Annotated in this window: 20 protein-coding genes; 7 read left to right on the top strand and 13 right to left on the bottom strand. The window is 41.9% G+C overall.

The genetic code is table 11. From position 1 onward, the window contains the following. Positions 1-49: 49 nt before the first annotated feature. The gene (locus tag KXD93_RS00155; RefSeq protein ID WP_258134825.1) at positions 50-520 is read right to left on the bottom strand and encodes an Lrp/AsnC family transcriptional regulator; all 471 of its coding nucleotides are present in this window, start codon (positions 518-520) and stop codon (positions 50-52) included. 127 nt (positions 521-647) lie between these two features. Between KXD93_RS00155 and KXD93_RS00150 the strand changes: the two genes are divergently transcribed. From KXD93_RS00150 to smpB, 3 genes are read left to right on the top strand one after another with little or no spacing between them, the layout of a single operon-like run. Then, complete coding sequence (locus KXD93_RS00150) at positions 648-1,298, top strand: metal-dependent transcriptional regulator (protein ID WP_258134824.1); 651 nt, start codon at positions 648-650, stop codon at positions 1,296-1,298. Then, positions 1,295-3,211 (top strand): Nramp family divalent metal transporter, encoded by a 1,917-nt coding sequence (locus tag KXD93_RS00145; RefSeq protein WP_258134823.1) that lies wholly within the window; start codon positions 1,295-1,297, stop codon positions 3,209-3,211. Before KXD93_RS00150 ends, KXD93_RS00145 begins: the two co-directional genes overlap by 4 nt. 17 nt (positions 3,212-3,228) lie before the next feature. Then, positions 3,229-3,678: an SsrA-binding protein SmpB gene (smpB, locus tag KXD93_RS00140; RefSeq protein ID WP_258134822.1), complete on the top strand. Its 450-nt coding sequence runs from the start codon at positions 3,229-3,231 to the stop codon at positions 3,676-3,678. Positions 3,679-3,766: 88 nt separating this feature from the next. On the opposite strand, the gene KXD93_RS00135 is transcribed toward smpB, so the two are convergent. The 4 genes from KXD93_RS00135 to KXD93_RS00120 all read right to left on the bottom strand — a co-directional run bounded on the left by KXD93_RS00135 (position 3,767) and on the right by KXD93_RS00120 (position 7,888). Further along, positions 3,767-4,423 (bottom strand): protein-L-isoaspartate(D-aspartate) O-methyltransferase, encoded by a 657-nt coding sequence (locus KXD93_RS00135; protein ID WP_258134821.1) that lies wholly within the window; start codon positions 4,421-4,423, stop codon positions 3,767-3,769. Between the two features lie 92 nt (positions 4,424-4,515). Next, positions 4,516-4,995 carry an OsmC family protein gene (locus KXD93_RS00130; protein ID WP_258134820.1) on the bottom strand — a complete coding sequence of 160 codons (480 nt, stop codon included), beginning with the start codon at positions 4,993-4,995 and terminating at the stop codon, positions 4,516-4,518. Between the two features lie 15 nt (positions 4,996-5,010). Beyond that, positions 5,011-7,497 (bottom strand): replication restart helicase PriA, encoded by a 2,487-nt coding sequence (gene priA / locus KXD93_RS00125; RefSeq protein ID WP_258134819.1) that lies wholly within the window; start codon positions 7,495-7,497, stop codon positions 5,011-5,013. Positions 7,498-7,501: 4 nt separating this feature from the next. Continuing rightward, positions 7,502-7,888, bottom strand: coding sequence for a DUF423 domain-containing protein (locus KXD93_RS00120; RefSeq protein WP_258134818.1), 387 nt, complete (start codon positions 7,886-7,888; stop codon positions 7,502-7,504). Positions 7,889-8,044: 156 nt separating this feature from the next. Here KXD93_RS00120 and KXD93_RS00115 point away from each other — a divergent pair, with 156 nt between their 5' ends. After that, on the top strand, positions 8,045-9,637 hold the full coding sequence (locus KXD93_RS00115) for a hypothetical protein (RefSeq protein ID WP_258134817.1): 1,593 nt from the start codon (positions 8,045-8,047) through the stop codon (positions 9,635-9,637). Between the two features lie 123 nt (positions 9,638-9,760). Further along, positions 9,761-11,194 carry a DUF5723 family protein gene (locus KXD93_RS00110; protein ID WP_258134816.1) on the top strand — a complete coding sequence of 478 codons (1,434 nt, stop codon included), beginning with the start codon at positions 9,761-9,763 and terminating at the stop codon, positions 11,192-11,194. Between the two features lie 101 nt (positions 11,195-11,295). On the opposite strand, the gene tsaB is transcribed toward KXD93_RS00110, so the two are convergent. From tsaB to rpmH, 4 genes are all read right to left on the bottom strand, one after another. Further along, complete coding sequence (gene tsaB, locus KXD93_RS00105; RefSeq protein ID WP_258134815.1) at positions 11,296-11,982, bottom strand: tRNA (adenosine(37)-N6)-threonylcarbamoyltransferase complex dimerization subunit type 1 TsaB; 687 nt, start codon at positions 11,980-11,982, stop codon at positions 11,296-11,298. Positions 11,983-12,074: 92 nt separating this feature from the next. Then, positions 12,075-12,317, bottom strand: a complete 243-nt coding sequence (yidD, locus tag KXD93_RS00100) for a membrane protein insertion efficiency factor YidD (protein WP_258134814.1) — start codon at positions 12,315-12,317, stop codon at positions 12,075-12,077. Further along, positions 12,314-12,697, bottom strand: coding sequence for a ribonuclease P protein component (rnpA, locus tag KXD93_RS00095; protein WP_258134813.1), 384 nt, complete (start codon positions 12,695-12,697; stop codon positions 12,314-12,316). The genes yidD and rnpA overlap by 4 nt, the downstream gene beginning before the upstream one ends. A 70-nt stretch (positions 12,698-12,767) precedes the next feature. Beyond that, positions 12,768-12,926: a 50S ribosomal protein L34 gene (gene rpmH / locus KXD93_RS00090; protein ID WP_094570576.1), complete on the bottom strand. Its 159-nt coding sequence runs from the start codon at positions 12,924-12,926 to the stop codon at positions 12,768-12,770. A 177-nt stretch (positions 12,927-13,103) separates the two neighbouring features. Here rpmH and KXD93_RS00085 point away from each other — a divergent pair, with 177 nt between their 5' ends. Then, positions 13,104-13,979 (top strand): ChaN family lipoprotein, encoded by an 876-nt coding sequence (locus KXD93_RS00085; protein ID WP_258134812.1) that lies wholly within the window; start codon positions 13,104-13,106, stop codon positions 13,977-13,979. A 126-nt stretch (positions 13,980-14,105) separates the two neighbouring features. Here KXD93_RS00085 and mscL read toward each other — a convergent pair whose 3' ends face one another. Then, positions 14,106-14,519: a large-conductance mechanosensitive channel protein MscL gene (gene mscL, locus KXD93_RS00080; protein WP_258134811.1), complete on the bottom strand. Its 414-nt coding sequence runs from the start codon at positions 14,517-14,519 to the stop codon at positions 14,106-14,108. A 157-nt stretch (positions 14,520-14,676) separates the two neighbouring features. Here mscL and rpoN point away from each other — a divergent pair, with 157 nt between their 5' ends. Beyond that, positions 14,677-16,152 carry an RNA polymerase factor sigma-54 gene (rpoN, locus tag KXD93_RS00075; RefSeq protein WP_258134810.1) on the top strand — a complete coding sequence of 492 codons (1,476 nt, stop codon included), beginning with the start codon at positions 14,677-14,679 and terminating at the stop codon, positions 16,150-16,152. Positions 16,153-16,279: 127 nt separating this feature from the next. Here the strand turns inward: rpoN and KXD93_RS00070 are convergent, their stop codons facing one another. The 3 genes from KXD93_RS00070 to KXD93_RS00065 all read right to left on the bottom strand — a co-directional run bounded on the left by KXD93_RS00070 (position 16,280) and on the right by KXD93_RS00065 (position 18,403). Then, positions 16,280-17,296 (bottom strand): PorP/SprF family type IX secretion system membrane protein, encoded by a 1,017-nt coding sequence (locus KXD93_RS00070; protein WP_258134809.1) that lies wholly within the window; start codon positions 17,294-17,296, stop codon positions 16,280-16,282. 116 nt (positions 17,297-17,412) lie between these two features. Continuing rightward, on the bottom strand, positions 17,413-17,559 hold the full coding sequence (locus tag KXD93_RS30580) for a T9SS type B sorting domain-containing protein (protein WP_373417344.1): 147 nt from the start codon (positions 17,557-17,559) through the stop codon (positions 17,413-17,415). Positions 17,560-17,698: 139 nt separating this feature from the next. Further along, positions 17,699-18,403, bottom strand: a complete 705-nt coding sequence (locus KXD93_RS00065; protein ID WP_258134808.1) for an NUDIX hydrolase — start codon at positions 18,401-18,403, stop codon at positions 17,699-17,701. Positions 18,404-18,499: the final 96 nt, after the last annotated feature.

The following is an 18,499-nucleotide window of genomic DNA, read 5'->3' as shown; positions in this document are numbered from 1 at the left end:
AAAGCAAGCCTTTTATTTTTTATCTCCCCCTTTAGGGGGCCGGGGGGGCCTAATATTCCAGCGGCACTATCGGCTCCTTTTTACTCGTTGACATGATCATCATGGTCTGGAACGTTTTAACCACTGTTATGCGGCTGATCTTTTCCATGATCAATTGCTCGTACGATTTGATATCGCGCACATAAACCTTCAGCAGGAAATCGCACTGACCTGTTACGTGGTGGCACTCCGTTACCTCTTTGATATTCTGGATCTCATCCAAAAATGTTTGAATGGTGTTTTTTTGATGAAAATCCAGCGAGATCTGGATAAAGGTTTTAATTCCCAGTCCAAGTTTTTCCTCGTCAACCAGGGCATGATAGCTTTTGATATATTCGGCATTTTCAAGCTTGCGCACACGCTCCAACGTAGGTGCAGGCGAAAGCCCTATTTCGTTTGAAAGCTGGAGGTTGGTTATCCGTCCGTTCTCTTGTAATATCTTTAATATTTGAAGGTCTATTTTATCTAATTCGGCTCCCATAGTTCTGCAAAGATATAGTTTTCCTTAATCCACAAAATAAAATTTTTCAAAAAACACGTTTAACAAAAATATATTCTTTATGTATAAATATTTAGGTTTGTCTAAATTTATTATTAGATTTGCTTAAATGAATACCTTAGCCGAAGAAAACTATTTAAAGTCAATTTATCACCTTTCGCTTAACGACGAAAACGTGAGCACCAACCAACTGGCTGCGCTGCTGAATACCAAGGCATCGTCAGTTACCGATATGCTTAAAAAACTGGCTGATAAAACGCTGATCAATTACACGCCATACCAGGGAGTTACCTTAACCGCGGCCGGTGAAAAGATCGCAGTAAATATTATCCGGAAACATCGCCTTTGGGAGTTTTTTTTAGTGGAGAAATTAAGTTTTAAGTGGGATGAGGTACATGAAATGGCCGAAGAAATGGAGCACATCTCATCAAACGAATTAATAGACCGCCTGGATAAATTTATGGATTACCCAAAATACGATCCGCATGGCGACCCGATCCCCGATAGTGATGGAAAATTTAAATTGCATGATCTTAAACCTGTTTCGGCAATTGAGGTTAATACCTGCGGCGTGATCTGCGGGGTGCGCGATCACTCCTCCTCTTTTTTACAATACCTGGAAAAACAGGGCCTCACCATTGGAAAAAAAATCACGGTGAATGACATTATAGAATTCGACAGATCAATGATACTGCAAATGGAAAATAAGACTTTACAGATAAGTCGTGAGGTAGCTAATAATTTACTGATTACTATATGAGCAAGCAAAACGACAATTCATTAGCTAACGTTCACAGTTCGATAAATCCCGAAGCCAAAATCGGGTGGAAAAGGGTTTTGGCATTTTTAGGCCCGGCATACCTGGTAAGTGTAGGCTATATGGACCCGGGTAACTGGGCGACAGATATTGCGGGCGGCAGCGCATTCGGCTATAAACTCATTTGGGTGTTATTCGCCTCAAACCTGATCGCCCTATTATTACAATCGTTAAGCGCGAGATTAGGCATCGTTCGCGGGCTTGATTTAGCGCAGGCTTCAAAAAACGCCTATCCCCGTTTCGTAAACTTTTGCCTTTACATACTAGCCCAAATAGCCATCATAGCCTGTGACCTTGCGGAGATCATCGGTATGGCTATTGGCTTGCAGTTGCTATTCCATTTGCCGCTCATTTGGGGCGTATCATTAACCATTACCGACACGGTGCTTATGCTGTTCCTGATGAACAAGGGCATGCGCAAGCTGGAAGCATTTATCATGTCGATGATATTTATAATCGGCGTTTCCTTTTTGGTGGAGATGTTTATTGTGGGGCCTGATTTCGGCGGGGTGCTAAAGGGATTCATCCCAAGCAATCTATTTAAAAAAGATGCGACCACTCAAAACATGCTGTATATCGCCATCGGAATTATTGGAGCCACGGTGATGCCGCACAATTTATACTTGCATTCTTCTTTGGTTCAAACAAGGCAGATCAGCCGCACCGACGCCGGGATCAGGTCATCCATCAAGTTCAATCTTTTTGATACCGTCATCGCGCTAAACCTTGCATTTGTGGTTAACGCAGCCATCCTGATATTAGCTGCGGCAGCATTTTTCAAGAACGGGTATTTTAAAGTAGCCGAGATCCAGGACGCTTATAAATTACTGGAACATATTTTCGGCCGGATAGCGCCTACCCTGTTTGCAATAGCTTTAATTGCATCGGGTCAAAGTTCAACTATTACAGGTACACTTGCCGGGCAAATAATTATGGAAGGTCACATCAACCTTCGTATTGAGCCCTGGCTGCGTCGTCTGCTAACCCGAATCCTGGCGATTGTGCCAGCGGTATTCACCATTATTTATTTTGGTGAAACCGGTTTGGGCAGCCTGATAATTTTAAGCCAGGTTGTGCTAAGCCTGCAGTTGGGATTTGCTGTAATCCCACTCATCCACTTTACATCCAACCGCAAACGGATGGGCAAGTTTGCCATCAGCCTGAAGGTTAAGATCCTGGCATGGGCAAGTGCAATACTGATAGTAGCGCTGAATGCCAAGCTGGTTTATGACCAAATTGGCGACTGGATAACACAATTCCCGTCCGCAGCGATATGGATCTATGTTTTTGTTACGCCTGTTGTTATTGGGATAGCTTTGCTGTTAGTGTACGTATTTTTAAGGCCGATACTTTATAAGCATAATGATGAACCATCAAGCGTTCCGCACGGACTGGCATCAAAAATCGAGGACCTGTCGGCCATTGATTACCACAACATTGCTGTAACCATCGATTTTTCAAACAACGATACTGAATGCATTCGTAATGCCATCATGCAGGGCGGCAAAAAGGCGAAATATACGCTAATCCACGTGGTGGAAACCGCCGGTGCGCGTTACTATGGCGGGCAGATAATGGACCACGAAACGCAAAGCGATCTGGATAACCTTGATGTATATGTTAAGGCGCTTACCGATCTTGGTTACAAAGCTAAGCCTCATATCGGCTTCGGCAGCGCCGCACGTGAAATAGCAAAGTTTGTTAACGGAAATGATGTTGATTTTATAGTAATGGGATCGCATGGGCACAAGGCATTAAAGGATCTGATCTTTGGCACAACGGTGAACTCTGTAAGGCACATGGTGAATATCCCGGTGCTGGTGGTTAAGCCTCCACGGATCCTGTCACCAAAATAATTCGCATATTTGCACCAATGGATCAGAATATCTATATCAAGAATAAAAAGGCTTATTTTGAGTACCACATACTCGACAAATATATTGCGGGCATAAAATTGCTGGGCACGGAGATTAAATCCATCCGGGAAGGCAAGGCAAACATCAATGACGCATTTTGTACCTTTATAAATGAGCAGCTTTATGTACGCAACCTGCACATCGCCGAATATAGCTATGGCTCGTTCTACAACCATGAAGCAAAACGCGACCGTGTGTTACTCCTCACCAAAAAAGAACTAAAAAAGCTACAAACCCGCGGCGAGGAAAAAGGATTAACCATAGTACCGCTTGCATTATTCATCAGCGAACGCGGTTTTGCAAAACTGGAAATAGGATTAGCACAGGGTAAGAAAACTTTTGATAAGCGTGAAACTTTAAAGGAACGCGACACAAAGGTGGAGATGGATAGGGCGATGAAGAGGTAGCCCCCCGGCCCCCTAAAGGGGGAGTTTTGATTAGCATGATAGATTTGCGAAGCGACTATTGTTCCCCTTTAGGGGTTAGGGGCTTCTCCTACCACGCCTTATCCCCTACCAGCGGCACAAACCTAAAGGTATCCAGCACGATCTTTTCATAATCATGTTCACCAACTTTTAGCACAGTCACCATTTTTTGGGTTTTCTCATCGCCAACAGGGATAACCAGAATCCCGCCGATGTTCAGTTGTTTCAACAATACATCAGGAACCGTAGGAGCACCCGCAGTAACAATTATTTTATCATAAGGCGCATGTTTGGCTATCCCGATCGAGCCATCGCCAACAAAAAAATTGGCCTTATAACCTATATGTGGCAATACCTGGCGGGTGTGGTTGTAAAGTTTTTCCTGCCGCTCAATGGTATAAACCTTTGCGCCAAGTTCAAGCAGGATACAGGTCTGGTAGCCGCAGCCGGTACCAATCTCCAGTACCTTATCCCCTTTATTTATGTGCAGTAATTGCGATTGATAAGCAACGGTATAAGGTTGCGAAATGGTTTGCCCCTCGCCTATCGGGAAGGCAATATCCTTATAAGCCTGGTTCCAGAAAGTTTCGTCGAAAAAATAATGTCGCTTTACGGTGCCTATCGCGTTTAATACCCGCTCATCATCAATTCCTTTTTTCTTTAATTCTTCTACCAGCTTTTTCCTGGCACCCTTCTCGCGGTAATTGTCGATATACTTATAGGCCATTATACATGCAAATCTAATACGTTTTTAAGATTTATAGCTGTATAAAATTGGTATAGCCCCTTTATAAATTTATCTGCCTGATTTGTCGCCGATTATTTTTTCAGATCGCTCACTTGGCACGTTGGTGAATGTTTAACAGGAAAATTTACAGAATTAGCCACAAAACACATTTTATTTGCTTCATGATGCAGCGCATTAGCTTTTTCAATCATCGATGCCTCGGTTACAGTTACCTTTGGGAATAAGGTAACATCTTTAAAGTAGCCGCCTCCATCCGCTGTTTCAACCATTACACCTATTGCTTCATCACTATAATCAACCACAACCACGCCTGCCACGCTGCATAGGTGCAAATACCATAACATGTGGCAAGATGACAATGAAGATACCAGCAACTCCTCCGGGTTATACCTTGTTTTGTCGCCGCGAAAAGATGGATCGGATGAGGCAGGAATTTCGGGTTTACCGATTACGCTGATAACATGATTGCGTTCATAAGCACGGTAATTACTGGTTCCGGAACCAAGATTTCCGGTCCAGGTGATGGTGGCTTTGTAGTGGTGCTCACTCATGGTCTTAATTTAAATTTAATACGGGTCAACATCCGGCTGCACAATACTCCCTTTGCTCAATTTGGTAGTTTGAAACTGGGTGATCACGTCCCTTATAATGGCCTTTGCTTTGTTAATGGAAACACTGTCCTTTTCAAATTTCAGCATAATGCTTTTGATATAATAATTCCTGATCCTGCTAACCAATGGCGATTCGGGCCCAATTACCCTATCATCGAATTGCTTGCGCAATTCGTTTGCAAGATAGATAGATTGGTTATGAACGATCTCCGGATCCTTATGCTTTATATCCAAGTTAATGATGCGGTAAAATGGCGGGTATTTAAAACTTCTGCGTTCCTCCATTTCCGTAAAATACAAATCGGTATAGTTGTTTTCAATTACCTGTTTGATTACTCGATGACTGGGGTCATATGTTTGGATCACCACCTTTCCTTGTTTACCCCTGCGGCCTGCCCTACCACTTACCTGTGCCAGCATCTGGAAGCTGCGCTCGTTTGCCCTGTAATCTGGATATTTTAATAGGCTATCTGCATTGATGATCCCGATAACTGTGACATCAGAAAAATCCAGCCCCTTGGCTACCATTTGCGTACCTACCAGTATATCTATTTTCTTCTCCTCTAAATTATTTAATATGGTTTGCAGGGAGTTGCGCGAACGCGTAGTATCCAAATCCATGCGGGCCATGCGGGCATCTGGCAAAAGCATTACCAGCTCATCTTCAACCTTTTCTGTTCCAAAGCCTTTATACTCCAGGTGCGTTGAACCACATGCCGGGCAAATATTTGGTGCATCATCCTTATAACCACAATAGTGACAGTGCAGCTTACCGCTGCTTTTATGGTAAGTTAAACTAACATCGCAATTGATGCATTTTGGGGTGTACGCGCAGATCTTACACATCAGCAGCGGCGCATAACCCCGGCGATTTTGGAATAAAATCACCTGTTCCTTTTTTTCGAGCGCTGCATTTATATCGGCCATCAGCACACTGGTAAAGTGCGACTGCATGGTTTTGCGTTTGGTTTCTTCGACAATGCTTACTACCTCAATTTCAGGCATCTTTACGCCGCCATATCTTTCGGTAAGTTCCACCAAACCATATTTTTTTATCCTCGCGTTATAGTAGCTTTCAAAGGACGGCGTTGCAGAACCAAGCAATACCTTTCCTTTATGCATGTTTGCCAGAAAAATGGCGGCATCTCGTGCGTTGTATCGTGGGGCAGGATCAAACTGTTTGTAGGAGGTTTCATGCTCCTCGTCAACAATGATCATACCGAGGTCGTTAAAAGGCAGGAACACCGCCGACCGTGCGCCAAGTAAAACCTTATACTCGCCGCTAAGTACTTTTTGCCAAACCTCCACCCTTTCGTTATCATTAAAACGAGAGTGGTAGATGCCAATGCTGGCGCCAAAATATACGCGCAGCCGCTCGATAATATGCGTGGTAAGTGCAATCTCGGGCAGCAGATACAAAACCTGCCGGCCTGAATTGATCATCTCTTCTATCAACCGAATATAGATCTGCGTTTTGCCGGATGAAGTTACGCCATGCAACAACACTACATCCATTTGCTTAAACTGATCCTTTACTTCGGAAAGCGCAATACCTTGCTGCTGGCTCAATTCAAAATTGTTGTATAGCTCTTCCTCCTCAAAGAACAGTCGACTTACATTCTTCTCCTCTATAACAAAAACTTCTTTCTCCTCCAGCGACTTGATACTTGCCGCACCGGCTCCGCTTTCCTCAATCAGTTCAGCTTTTGAAATACTTTTTTGAGTTCGGGCAAGCTTGATGTAAGCTAACACCGCGTCAGCTTGTTTTGGGGCACGTTTTTCGAGAATACCAAACAGCTCCCGCAAATTATCCTGGTTTTGATAAACAGGGTTAAGTGCGATAAAACTACGGGTGCGGGGCTTATAACGTTCACTTACTTCTTCCGATATATTGATGATGTTTTTTTCGAACAGTATTTTCAAAATCGGCATTACTGTTTTTTGCCCCAGCAGTTTTACAATATCGCTAACTGTTAATTCAGGCTGAATCCCGAGCGCCTCAACAATCAGGTATTCTTTGTCATGCAGATCGGTGCGGTCAAACTCGAAGCCTTTATTAAGAACTATTTTGGTTTCGCTTGCCAGCTTCAATGCCGATGGCAGAGCTGCATTCATTACCTCGCCCAAAGTACACATGTAATATTCCGACATCCATTGCCAGAATCTTAATTGTTCACCAGTAACCACCGGGCGGTCGTCCAGTAGTTCTATAATATACTTCGCCTGGTATTTCTCAGGTGCCAGTTTACCTATTGATGCAATAATTGCCGTATAAAGCTTGCTCTTACCAAACTGAACCACTGCGCGCTTGCCCACCGCTACCGCGTCGTTCATTTCAAACGGAACACGATAGGTGTAATTTTTCGCAATAGCCAGCGGCAGGATCACTTTTACAAAAAGTGTCTCACGATCGGTAAATTGTGCCTCGGCAAACTCTAACATTAATTTATTTGTTTTTAGTAGCGGCTATCCCCATAGTTATCCACCCACCTATAAATAATACGCCGCCCAATGGAGTAACAGGGCCAACAAAACGCAACCATTCCCAGCCTAAAATACTCCGGGTGGCAAGCAGATATAACGAGCCGGAGAAAAATAAAATCCCTACTGTAAACAGGTAATAACAATCCTTTATCAGCCGGGTTTCATAACGGCTTAACGCTGCCAGCCCGATTAAAGCAAACACGTGATAAAACTGGTATTGAACAGCAGTATTCCATACATGCAGATCCTGCGCAGACAGTTTTTCTTCAAGCCCGTGTGCACCAAATGCACCGGCGATAACCGCGAGCGCCCCTAACACAGATGCGGTTACAAATATTCTTTTCTTCATAATATAATTGGCTAAGTTAATTAATTTGATGAATGGTTGAATTACACTATTGTTGAAAGCTTGTAATGTTTAAAAGTTGGGAACTTGTACAGGTAATCAAACCTGTTTCCTCCGGCTAATCCAACTTAAAAAACTACATTTGCAATGCAAGCAGCAATGAGAAAGCAAATAATTATTACCCTGATTTTATTGGCGGCCACTGCGTTCGTTACGGTAGTTTATTTTAAAAATTTAAATCCGCCAGGCACGCGCACCAGCCAGGTAATGCGCTTAATTCCGGATAATGCTTCACTTGTGTTTGAATTTAACAACGATAAGGGTTTTTACGATATTTTTAAGGATAACAAGCTTTTTGCCGCAATTATAAGTAAACAAAAGCTTGGCCAGTTAGATACACTGAGGCAGGTGCTGCTCCAAAATCCATTATTAAGCAAATACTTCACGGCGCAAGACCTGTTTATTTCCCTGCATCCCTCCAAAACCAATGGAATAGAGCTCCTGTTATCTGCGTCGCCTGCAACTCCATTTGATCCGGACGTATTTGACCAGTTATCAAAACAACCTAAAAACGGCCTGGTAATCACGCCTATTCGCAAACCCGGTAAAAGCGGGTACAATATTTATGTGAACATACTTAAAACGCGCTTTTATATAATCAACAAAGGTGACAATGCTTTTTCCGGCAGCTTTTCCGAAGAACTGGCAGAACAGAGCGCAACGTATAAGAGCAAAACAGACAAGCCGGTATTTATTTTGTTATCTGAGCAGCAAAGCAACAATTCATTGGGTAACCTATATGTAAACTACAGCCAGCTTTCGCCCTTGTTTGAACAGTTATTCAGAAACAAAAATACTGATATCCTTAAAACGTTCAGGATGCTGCCTGCTGTTGCTGCCTTAAGTTTAAACTATCGCAGTGATGCCATCATGTTCAATGGCTCCACTACCATACAAAAAGACGGGCCTTCGGCTTATTTAAAACTATTCGTGAACCAGCAACCGGTGATCAATCATTTAAACGACATCTACCCGTCAACAACTGCATACGGCACTAACTTCCTGGTATCTAACCCGGCCAAATTTGGATCAGATCTCTCCGAATGGCAAAATAGCACAGGGCTGGCAAAAGAGCGGGATCAACTATTTAGCAAGGTAAAAGCTGAGACCGCTGTAAGGATCAAAACCGAATTTGATAATTTACTTGGAAATGAGTTTGCTATTATAACAACCCGTTATTTTGAAAAATTCGGCATTGTATCTGTAAAGGACGGCTCGAAGCTTAAACTGGTATTATCGGCCATCAGCATTATGAGCGACGAAAACAAAGGGGAATTGAGTTACGAAAAGCTGCCGCTGTTTTTATTGGGTGATGCATTTGGCATTTTCAAAAAGCCGAATTTTATGATCATTGACAACTACCTGGTACTTGCCAATAGCAATAACGAGTTGACGAGTTTTTATGACACTTATATAAACCGCAAATTTTTAAGCAAGAATAGCCAATTCAACCAATTTAACGACCTGCTTGCGGCACAAAGCAACGTATCATTTCTTCTGGATTTTAAAAATATCCAACCAATATTTGAAAGAGATATGAACCCGGATTTTTACGACGATTTTAAATCCATGGAGCCCGGCTGGAAAAATTTCTTTGCCGCATCCCTCCAGTTTTCAGCGGTTGATAAAAACTTTTACACTAACTTTTGCATGAGGCTGAATTCAGATACAGTTGCGTATAAATTAAAGTAGATTTTATCCACAACACAACTATACCTCCACATTTCCGTTAAAATGTTAATTATTGTTTAATTAAGTCAATTGGGAATTTTATCTTTAAGACGAATATAAAAAGCACCCTGTATAGCGCGATATATGAAGAAGATTTTACTCGTTCTTTTAATACTTACATCTACAATTAAACTTTTTGGCCAACAATTTTCCCAATATAACACGGGAACTTTATACGACTCGTTTGAAAACCCGTCACAAAAAGCGTTCATTACCGACTCCAGCAAGCAGTTTGCCTCCAATTTCCTCATACCCAATCTTAATGTTAATTTTTTTATAACAGGCGATGCACAGGCTACGTTAAAAAGCAGGGCATTCAGTAACAAATATGATAACTCAGCATTGGTTATTAACGGAGGAAAAGTAAATCATGTAAACCTGAATGCCGGGAATTACGACATTATGTTTAAAATGTTCTCGAGCTTAAATGGAGACGTGGAGCTTGGCTTTTCGGTACAAACCAAATTTGAAGGCAAGGGGCTTTTTACAGATGAATCCATATCGTTGTTAAATGGTCTAGGAAATTTTAAAGACGATAATTATTCCGATATTTTTAATGATAATTACTACTTTCAAACCTACCATCAAATAGGTTTTAGCTATCGCGAAAAAATCAACAAACAATTTTCATTCGGCGCAAAACTGAGCGCATTAATGGGGATCCAGTATGAAAAAATGGATATCGTCCATTCGCAAGTGTCCTTTGATAAGGCCGATGACTCAGCCATTTTGGGTTTAAGCGGAATATATTATTCCAATTACATTCCCGGGCACCTGATTCCACGTGATTACCTGCCGAACTTCCGGAACCCGGGTGCGGCAATCTCGATTGGCGGAACGTTCAGAACTGAGGATGGTTTTATTATCCAGGGAAATGTAAAAGACCTTGGGTTTATTCACTGGAGCAGCAGGTCGCATATTTACGCTTTTGACGACATCCAGCAAATAGAAGGTTTATCAACCCCTAGTCGCGAAAAAAATGTGTATAATTCTCTTACAAAAATAATTCACGGCAACCAGGTAACAAGCTCATTCACAACGCCTATTGACGGCCGCGGCGAGTTAAGTGTAAATAAGATGTTCTGGATAGATGATAATAAGAATTTTAAATATTCGCCAACGCTCATCGCCTCCAAGGAGTTATTTTATCCGGGCTTTACAGGGGCGCTAGTTAACCCGTTTCAATACAAGAAATACATTTTAACCCTCACCACTACATACGACGACATGAAGCTGTTTAACCTTGGGGCACAGTTCATGATCCAGACACCAAACTTTGATTTCTTTTTGGGCAGCGATAAGCTTACACAAACGGCCAGCCTTACATCTGCACAGCTAAGCAAAAGCCCTACCCAAACATATTCGAACGGTTCATTCACAGGGGCAAGTTTCTTTCTCGGTGCTTCCATTAAATTCGGGCCGGTAATTGAGCATCCAATGAACGCAAGTACAATTCCGACTGGCGAAAAGGGATTTTTGGGAAGATTATGGGGCAGGATCTTTAAGACTAACGATTAAATCCATTTCGGAATTCGGATTTTCCATTTCGGATTCAGAATATTATGTTAGAAATTTTTTATTCCTGTTAAAATTCGACATCGAACATTCGAAGTCCGAAATCAAACCGCTTTCTTTCCGGCGATAAAATCCTTTAGATAATATGGCTCAAAGTAGGCTACGTCTTCGAAATCCTTAGCAGCAAATTTATCCACTGCTTTCCTGGTCAGATCTTTTGCTGAATTGACAAATTCCGGCAGGTATAATGCATTTGGGTTTTGCTTTAAAACATTAAAGCATTTTTCGGCGCCATCGCCAAAAAACAAGATCTTGTTCGTTTTTAAAATATCGGCAAAGCTGTTTTCGTCAATTATTTCAGCTGCAGTTGATTTAATAGCAGCGCCCTTTGTGTCAAATATTGCGGTATAAACCTCCATCCTTCGGGCATCAATCATGGGGCATAAAAGCAGGTTCTTTTTTGTCGAATATTCTTCCATCCCAATAACGCCATCAGCCATCGCCGCTAAGGTTTCAATGGCAATAAGCGGTTTATCAAGCGCGAAGCACAATCCCTTTGCTGTAGATATGCCAATTCGTAAACCTGTATACGAACCCGGTCCGCAGCTAACAGCAATAGCGTCCAAATCATTATAACTTGCGCCGACTTCAGCCAGGATAGTTTCAATAAACCTGGTTATTACCTCGGCATGTAAATTACGCCCGTTAACCTCTTTAAAGGCCAATACATTGCCATCCTTTGCTAATGCAACGGAACAGGATGTAGTGGCGGTTTCTATTTGTAATATCATTCTTTAAATGTTGAGTCTTGAGCCCGTAGTCCTAAGTCCGCAGTAGCAAATATGTTTGCATTCAGACTGAGAACTAAAGACCTCAAATTAATTTATGGCACAGGATCATGCCCGTGCCCACCCCAGGGATTGCAGCTGGCAATCCGTTTCAATGTTAACCATCCGCCTTTAAAAGGACCATGTTTTTTTATGGCCTCAACTCCATACTGCGAGCACGTAGGCGTATACCGGCATGAAGCTCCTGTTAAGGGCGAAATAAAGTACTGGTATATTTTTATAAGAACAACGAAGATTGATCCTACTATCAGCTTTAATATGTCAACAATGAGCTTCATTTGGTTATCTCGGCACAAAGCTGCGTTAAAAGTTTCAGCATCTTTTTCTCCATAAAATCGTACTCAACAATTTCCTTTCCTATAAATCCAACAGAGAGAATGATTCTTTTATCCAGGCTTATTAGTACATTATATAAATGCTGCTGTTTATTAAGCCTGTATGCCTCACGCGTGCGGCGCTTTATTAAATTACGGTCAACGGCGCGTTTGTATCGCCTTTTTGATACCGAAAACAAAATTTGCGTGGGGAATTCGCCGGGCTCGTCAATAAACAGCCACGAAGCTTTGAAGGGATAACACAAAAAAGAAGAACCGTTATGAAAAAGCTTATCGATAAGCTTCTTGTTACATAACCGTTCTTCTTTGTTAAAAGTATACATTGTTGCTGATGCTGAACCGAAAATTAAGTATATAAACGGCTCAAGCCCCTATGCCTGGAAGGCAACCAGCTTATGCTTTGTGGCTGCGCTCGTCAGATACTGATAATCTCTTTCTGCCTTTAGCTCTTCTCGATGCTAATATTCTTCTGCCGTTAGCAGTTGACATGCGCTCACGGAAACCGTGTTTATTTCTTCTTTTCCTTTGTGAGGGCTGAAACGTTCTTTTCATGGCTATTTTATTCTATTCGTCGTTTTTAAAACAAGAGCGCAAATGTAGTCATTTTTTAAATAATTTCAAATATAAGTTAATGTTGTTGAAAATTAAGCTTAAGTTGAAAAAGTTGTGGTAGTTTTAAACATTGTAGTAAGGTAAATATATTCCATCTTGCATTCAAATTAAACCATAATGAAAATCCTGGCAATCATCATTCTGCTTATCCTGCCTTTTTCCGTTTTAGCGCAGGATTCGCTTTCCACCCACTATAAAATCTACAGCACATCAAAGCAAAAGATAATTCCGGTTGATGAAATAGTTAATGATATGGATAAAGCCGATGTATTGTTCTTTGGTGAGGAGCATAACGATTCAACGGGCCACTATTTAGAACACGTGATATTTGAAAAACTTGCCGCCAAATACCCGGGTAAACTGGCCCTGTCAATGGAGATGTTTGAAACGGATTGCCAAACGCCGCTCAATGAATACCTCGCCGGCTTTATCCGCGAGAAAAACTTCATTACCGAAGCGCGTGCCTGGCATAATTATAAGGACTACCGCCCAATGATAGAGTTAGCTAAAGCAAATCATATCCCCGTTACAGCAGCCAATGCCCCTGCACGTTATACAAACATGGTTAATCGATTAGGGTTAAGCAGCCTGCAGAAATTGGATGCTGGCAAAGCATTCCTGCCTCCCCTGCCTATCGATACTGCTACCGGCAAATATTACGATAAATTTGTTGAAATAATGGGCGGACACGGCGCAATGGGCAGCATGAAAATGTACCAGGCGCAAAACCTGTGGGATGCGACGATGGGCTGGAACGTAGCACAATTATTTAAGAGCCACAAGGGATATAAAATCATGCAGGTAAACGGCGGCTTTCATAGCGAGGGAAAATTGGGTACGGCCGCCCAACTGAAAAAATACGCACCAAAAGCACACATACTAAATATTGCAGCTTATGCCGATGACAGCTTTGACAACCCGGATTGGAGCAAGTTCAACGACAAAGGCGATTATATCATACTAACAGACCCCAAGCTGCCAAAAACTTTTTAGTTCATGGTTAACGGCTGATAATTCATGCTAGCTAAAAAAATGGTTCATAGTTCAACCCAAAATCATGCGGCTATGAACTATGAACCATCAACTATGAACTTTTTGAACCATCAACTATGAACAAGATTACGCTTTCTTAGCAAGCAAATCTCTTATCTCTGTTAATAAAACTTCTTCTTTTGTTGGTGTTGGATCTACTGGGGCCGGGGCTGGCTCTTCCGCCTTCTTTAGGGAGTTAATCGCCTTAACCACCATAAAGATGCAAAAGGCAACTATCAGGAACTGGATTATTGCGTTTATAAAGTTGCCGTAGTGGATTGCGTTTTCTACGATCTTGTGGGCCGGATCGGCTTCTTTGAGAACAATCTTTTTTTCGGAAAAATCCACACCACCAGTTATATACCCTATAGGCGGCATTATAACATCCGCCACCAGCGAGGTGACTATCTTACCAAACGCAGCACCGATGATTACACCTACTGCAAGGTCGACGACGTTGCCACGCATGGCGAACTCTTTAAACTCTTTAATTATAGCCATATGCCCTGTTTTTATTTATCTTATCTAAAGTAACAAATAAATTTTCTTACCGTACAAACAAAATATTTTTTTTGGCATTTAAAGCAATGTCAAATCTCATTTATTTAGCTATTTTTTAGTTAAAGTAATTGATGTATTTTTGACCCCAGTCTAATTTATGCTAAAACAGAATCTTCAACAGAAACTTTTACAAAAGCTCTCGCCTCAGCAGATCCAATTTATAAAATTGCTGCAGGTGCCAACGGTATCGTTAGATACCCGCATAAAGGAGGAACTAGAAGAAAACCCCGCTCTTGAGGACCTTAGCTTAACCAATTTAAACGAACCTGAAGAGGCTTACCCTGACCGCGACCCGGAAGAAGATAATTTTAACGGCGACGAAGAGAAAGGTGAAGCAGACGAGTTTAACATTGAAGACTACCTGCAGGAAGATAATTTGAATGAATACGGATCGAAATACGATCAAAACGGCGATGACGAGGACGAACGCAAGGAAATTCCTATTGCCGTACAAAGTTCATTTTTCGAAAGCCTGCAACAGCAACTGGATCTGCTACCCCTTTCAGACAAGGATTTCAGAATAGGTAAACAGATAATAGGCAGCCTGGATGATGATGGCTATTTACGCCGCCCGATAACCTCGCTTACCGACGATCTGGCATTTTCGCAGAACGTTTTTGCAGAGGATGATGAAGTGGAGGATATGCTCCGGGTAATCCAGAGCTTCGATCCTGCAGGAGTCGGCGCACGCAGTTTACAGGAATGTTTGGTGATCCAATTGCGTAAGAAGGACCCAACAGACCCCATTATTAAAAAGGCAATGCTGGTGGTTGAGCATTATTTAGACGAGTTTACCCGCAAGCATTATGACAAGCTGGAGAAATCGCTAAATATGACATCGGCTGAATTAAAGGCTGTTGTGGCAGAGATTCTGAAGCTTAATCCAAAGCCCGGCGACTCGAACGAGATCAACACCAAGCAGATGCAGGTGATCCCGGATTTCCACATCTCTAATAACGATGGAGTACTTATACTCACCCTTAATTCAAAAAATGCGCCTGAACTCAGGGTAAGCCGCTCATACCAGGAGATGTTTGAGCACTACGATAAAGCATCGGCAAAAGATAAAAAATTAAAGGAGGCAGTTCAATTTGTAAAGCAAAAGCTCGATTCGGCAAAATGGTTTATAGACGCCATAAAGCAGCGCCAGCAAACGCTTTTGAAAACCATGAACGCCATCATGCAATACCAATACGAATTCTTCCTTACCGGCGATGACAAGAACCTGAAACCGATGATCCTTAAGGATATTGCTGACAGGATAAATATGGATATCTCTACCGTATCGAGGGTTGCCAATTCAAAATATGTGCAAACCGAGTTTGGTACTTTCCTGTTGAAATCATTCTTCTCTGAAGCAATCCAGACCGAAAGCGGCGAGGAAGTATCAAACAAGGAAGTTAAAAAGATCCTGGAGGAGCATATCGGTACAGAAGACAAGCGCCATCCCCTGGCAGATGAAAAGTTAACGGAGATCTTAAAAGACGCCGGCTACAACATCGCCCGCCGTACAGTTGCCAAATACCGCGAACAGATGAATATCCCGGTGGCAAGGCTGAGAAAGGAACTGTAAGGCCCCCAACCCCTAAAGGGGAGCTAAAAAAGAAAACAGATCTCAACAAGAATCGCGGTTTTTATCATTGGACTAAATAATCGATCTTACAAATCAAAAATCCCCTTTAGGGGTTAGGGGCTGTACTTTAGAAAAGATGCTGCGGACAAGTTACCTTATACCTGTTATTAAGTAGTAAGGCAATCACAATTTCGTGTGTACCATTACTTACCGTATTTAACGCAGAGGTAGTAATATCGTAGGAATACCCGATATTGATGAACGAGCTGATATTTACCCCTGCCAATACCCCAAACGAATCGTTATGGCGATAGGAACCACCAAACCAGAACTTATCACTGAATGAGAATTTGGCATTCAGATCATAAGTGATTGGGGTTGGTTCAATTACCTTAATCAGCATTGATGGCAACAATGTAATCTCATCTGTCAAAAACAGCTTTACCCCTGCTGTTGCAAAATATTGCGGAACAGTTTTACTTTGATTGTATGAATTATTACTGCTGAAATATAAATTTTGAGGGAGGATCTGTTGTACGGAAGCCCCGAAGTAATAATTTGATGAATACAACCAAACTCCTACTGAAAGATCAGGTTTCCATTGACTATTGTTGCCGTTGCTGATCGCCGGATCGAGCGGATTTTCAAGCGTAATAAGCGATGTGTTTAAGCTGATATGGCTCACTCCCGCTGATACCCCCATGGCCAAATTCAAATTGCTTGTTAAGCCCAGATGATACGCGTAGCTGGCATCAATATTTGTTTGGGTAATAGGGCCAGCCTGGTCGGTAACTATCATCGCACCGATTCCATGATGAGGCTCAGCCGCCATATAGTTTTGCGTATACAACCTGCTTGATGGATTTACACCACCGTACGCTGGGAAGGCAGTTGCGTCACCCTGTAAAAAGTTACTTCCCAAGGGGGCGTTTATTGTTAAATAACTGGTTACAGGGGCTCCCTGCAAACCTGTCCATTGGCTGCGGTAACCGGCTTTAACATCGGTATAGTTTTCAATACCGGCAACAGCTGGATTTAACAGGTAATTGTTAAAAACATATTGCGTGTATTGAGGCTTCTGCTGCGCAAATAAGATTTGCGTACTTAAAACAAATACAATTAAAAAGTAGAAGTTCCTCTTCATTATTTATCTTATCTGATAATTGCTACCCAGCCTGATAAGGCTTTACTACCATTCTTAAGGTTAATAATATAATAATAGGTGCCGGTCGGTAAAGGCTTTCCGTTATAGAATCCATCCTATGGGATTCCGCAACCAACAGACGAATATACCTTTTCTCCGTATCTGTTGTATATACCAACTGTATTATTAGTATAAGAATTAAGGTTTTCTATCGTCCAGGTATCGTTTATACCATCACCATTTGGCGTAAAGGTATTATTAATAACTATTAGTTTAATATCCGGATTGACAGTAAGTACGCCGAAAGTATAATTAAAACTATAGTTAACCGCCGTTACGCCGCTTACCGTAATTGTATACTCGCGGCATATTCATTAACGAAAACGACAAATGCAGCTTTATCTAGAAAAACTTGTCCGGGTTGGGCACCAGGTTCAAAAATCTTTCAAAGTTTTCGGCATAGTGCGATTGATCAAGCTTATAATAAAATGCGCCTTTTTTTGAGGAGAGCTTATCCTTTTCAGCTTGCTTAACCAACAAGCCTGTGGACAAAAGCTTACGGCTGAAATTGCGGTCATCAAAGGTTGTGTTATAAACACCCTCGTAAAGGGCTTGCAGCTGCGGAATGGTAAATTTCTCGGGCAATAGCTGGAATAAAATGGGGTGCAACGCTGCTTTATAACGCAGTTGCCTTTTAGCAAGGTTCACCATTTCCCGGTGATCAAAAATCAGATCAGGCATTTCACTTAATAAAAACCATTCAGCATGGTATTCGTCGCTGATCTGTTGTTCGTACTGGTGAATATCTATAAGCGCAAAATAAGCTATGGAAAGTGTACGCTCAACCGGATCCCGGTCGGGTTTACCAAACACCTGGAACTGCTCCATGTAAACATTCTTTAAACCGGTACGGAGTTCCAATACACGATTAGCCGCGTCATCAGGCGATTCTGACGGTTGAATAAAGCCGCCCATCAGGCTCCATTTATTTTTCTCAGGCTCAATATTACGCTGTACAAGCAGCAATTTCAGGTTCCATCCGTCAAATCCAAATATTATACAATCGGTAGCAACTAAAATTCGTTTTTGACCTGTATATCTCTGCATAATTGGTTTATAGTTATTTACAAGTGTAGGAAAAAAAATAGAGATTAGAGACTGGTGATTAGAGATTAGGCAAGAAAAAGCGTCTGAAAATTAGTG

This window comes from Mucilaginibacter phenanthrenivorans, assembly GCF_024721155.1.
Taxonomy (GTDB): Bacteria; Bacteroidota; Bacteroidia; order Sphingobacteriales; family Sphingobacteriaceae; genus Mucilaginibacter; species Mucilaginibacter phenanthrenivorans.
Note: the sequence above shows the minus strand (reverse complement) of the source record. Positions and strands in the feature narration are given on the sequence as shown.